At 69.3% G+C, this 3,322-nt stretch carries 2 protein-coding genes; one reads left to right on the top strand and one right to left on the bottom strand.

The features are described 5' to 3' along the window. Window positions 1–198: 198 nt before the first annotated feature. The gene (locus VF468_06430) at window positions 199–1,134 is read left to right on the top strand and encodes an IS110 family transposase (GenBank protein ID HEX5877945.1); all 936 of its coding nucleotides are present in this window, start codon (window positions 199–201) and stop codon (window positions 1,132–1,134) included. 73 nt (window positions 1,135–1,207) lie between these two features. On the opposite strand, the gene VF468_06425 is transcribed toward VF468_06430, so the two are convergent. Beyond that, on the bottom strand, window positions 1,208–3,322 hold a 2,115-nt coding region (locus VF468_06425), incomplete at its 5' end, for a UPF0182 family protein (GenBank protein ID HEX5877944.1).

The following is a 3,322-nucleotide window of genomic DNA, read 5'->3' as shown; positions in this document are numbered from 1 at the left end:
CGATGACCGCCGAGCAGGTCCCTTGTGTCTTCTCCGCGCAGTAGCTTGGGAGTGGGAGGAGCCCGTCGTCCCTCAGGGATCCAGCCCGTAAGCGAGCCAGGGCCCTCCCGCACCAGGTCCGTCGAGCCCGTACAGTTGCCCGGAGTTCACTCCGCATCCACAAGGCTGGGCCGTCGCGACCGTTACTCCGGAGGAGCGATGCCCAGCTCGATCTATCTCGGTCTCGATGTGGCGAAGGCGTCGGTCACCCTCGCCAGTGAGCCCGCCGGCCGCAGCGGCGAGTTCGCCACGGACACCGCCGGCTTGACGGCGCTGGTCCAGGCGGTGCAGTCGCAGTCGGTCACGCTCGTGGTGGTCGAAGCCACCGGCGGCTATGAGGCTCCCGTTGTCGCCGCGCTGGTCACCGCGGGCCTTCCCGTCGCCGTGGTCAATCCCCGCCAAGTCCGCGACTTCGCCAAAGCGCTCGGGCGCCTCGCCAAGACCGACCGGATCGACGCCCAGGTGCTCGCGCTCTTCGGGGCGCGGGTGCAGCCGGCCCCGCGCCCGCTGCCGGATGAGGCCACGCAGGAGCTCGAAGCGCTGCTCACCCGGCGGCGGCAGCTGCTCGAGATGCTCCATGCCGAGCGGCAGCGCCGCCCGCGGGCCCGCGGCCGGCTCGTCCGCCGCAGCCTCGACACCCACATCCGCTGGCTCGAACGCCAAGTGATCGATACCGACGCCACGCTCGAGGCCGCGATCCAGGCCAGTCCGGTCTGGCGGGTGCAGGACCAGTTGCTGCAGAGCGTGCCCGGCGTGGGGCCCACGCTGGCCCGGACCCTTCTGGGCCTGCTGCCCGAGCTGGGGCAGCTCGATCGCCATCACATCGCCGCGCTGGTGGGGGTCGCCCCGCTCGCCCGCGACAGCGGAACCCTCCGGGGCCGCCGCACCTGCTGGGGCGGCCGGCCGGCGGTCCGCACCGTGCTCTACATGGCCGCGCTCACGGCCGCGCGCTGGAATCCGGTCCTGCGCGTCTTCTATCACCGCCTGCGCAGCACCGGCAAACCCGCCAAGGTGGCCCTCACCGCGGTCGCCCGGAAACTCCTGGTCCTGCTCAACGCCATTCTGCGCGATGCGCGCCCCTGGCGCTATGCCTAGACTCCGACCGCCACAGAAACCAAGACAGTTGCTCGCTTCGCTCGGGATGAGGTAGTTTCGTCCCGCCGTCCCGCTACGGTTCCCCCGTCCCCGCCTCGAGCCGCTCGAGCGCCTCGCCGAGCCGCCGGAACTCCTCTCCGTAGCGCGCCCAGTCCACCTGCCGATTGGCCTCCAGCGCGGCCTGGTATCGGCGCCATGCCTCGGCGATCAGTGCCCGGACGGTCGTGTCGCTGGTCGCCGGCTCCGCCGCCGGCTCTCGGCCGGCGACCGCCGGCGCCCGGCCGCCGAACAGCTCGGCCAGGCCCTGCTCCAGGGTCTCCTGCATCACCACCCGATTCTGATAGGCTACGATCACGCGCTTGAGCTCGGGAATCCGCCCGCCTTCCGCCTGGAGATAGAGCGGCTGGACGTACACCAGTGATTCCTCGATCGGGATCACCAGCAGGTCGCCGCGGATCACCTGCGAGCCCCGCTGGTCCCACAGGGTGATCTGCCGGGCGACCTCGGTGTTCTGGTTGATCCGGTTCTCGATCTGTCGAGGCCCGAACACGAGGCTCTGACGGGAGAGCCGGTACACCAGCAGTTTCCCGTAGACCTCGCCGTCGTTCCGCGCCACCATCCACGCCGCCAGGTTCTCCTTTCCCCGCGGCGTGAAGGGAACCATGTAGATGAACTCCGCCTGCGACTCCTCCGGCAGCCGCATGATGATGTGGCGCATGAACGGCACCGACTCGTCGGCCTTGGTGACCTCGGGGATCTGCCACTGGTCCTCCCGGTGGTAGAAGTCCTCCGGCTCCCCCATGTGATAGGTGGTATAGAGACTGGTCTGGATCCGGTAGATGTCGTCCGGGTACCGTATGTGCGCGCGCAGGTGGGCCGGCATGCTGTCGAGCGGAACGAAGATCCCGGGGAAGATGCCGGCCCAGGTCCGGATCAGCGGATCGGCCGGGGCGCTGACATACGCGGTGAGCGAGCCGTCGTAGGCGTCGATGACGAGCTTGACGCTGTTTCGCATGTAGCTCGTGCCGTCCATCAGGCGCTGCGCGTAGGGATACCGGTCGGTGGCGGTGTAGGCATCGAGCATCCACTTCAGGCTGCCGTCGCCGGCGATGATCAGGTAGGGGTCGCGGTCGAACCGGAGGAACGGCAGCGCCTTCCTCGCGCGGGCCAGGATGTTTCGGTGATAGAGCACCCGGCTGTCGTTGGTGATGTCCTGCGAGAGCAGGACCTTGGACGAGCCGAACCGGACGGCGAGCAGGAGCCGGCGCCAGATGTTGCCGACCTCGACGCCGCCCGTGCCGCGGTAGGGGGCGTAGACGTTCGCCTCGCCGGACGGGTGGTCGAACTCGCGCTGCCGGGTGCCGACGAAGACGTATTCGTTGGCGATCTCGCCGTAATAGATCTGCGGGCGGGTGACCCGAAGCGAGACGGTCGAGGCCGGCGGCAGGTCCTTGATGAAGAGGACCGGCAGGCCTTCCACGGTCACCTGGTTGACGGGGCTCAGGGTCAGGCCCATGCCGTGGGTGAACGTCAGGTGCTCGTTGATGAACGTGCGGGTCGGCAGCGAGGCGGCGTTGAGCTCGCGGGGCGAGAGCAGGACCTGCCGGTAGTTCCCGTCGATCCAGTACCGGTCGTCGTCCACCGAGACGAAATCGTAGTAGGTACGGATCTCCTGGAGCTGTCCGAAGGTTCTGAGCAAAGGCTCCCGGTCCCACAGCCGCACGTTCTCGATGGTCGGGGCGTTGGCCCGGATGTCCGCCAGGGTGAGGCCTGCCTCTGCCGCCAGGTCGCGGACCTCCACGCTGTCGAGCCCCCACGCCTGGCGGGTGGCGGCGATGTGATGCCGGAGATAGGGCGTCTCCCGGGTCAGCTCGGTGGGCGCCACCACGAACTTCTGCATGGCCGCCGGAAAGAAGACGCGTCCGAGAGCGGCCACGCCCAGGTAGCCTCCGATCGCCAGGACCCCGTAGCGCGGCAGACGCCGCTGGACCGCCCCGATCACGACGACCGCCGCGGCGAGGACCGCCACGAGCGCCGAGACCCGCAGTGCCGGGAGCCGGGCGTGCAGGTCCGTATAGCTGGCGCCGATCAGCGGCCCGGTGGTCGAGTAGAGCAGCGCGGGGATCTCCTCTAGCCACAGCCTTAGCGCAGTGAGCAGGAACGTCGCCGCCAGCAGGAGAGCCAGGTG

The sequence above is a fragment of the Actinomycetota bacterium genome, from assembly GCA_036280995.1.
In the GTDB taxonomy this organism is placed as follows: domain Bacteria; phylum Actinomycetota; class CALGFH01; order CALGFH01; family CALGFH01; genus CALGFH01.
The sequence above is the reverse complement of the archived record's forward strand: the minus strand, read 5'-3'. Positions and strand labels throughout refer to the sequence as shown.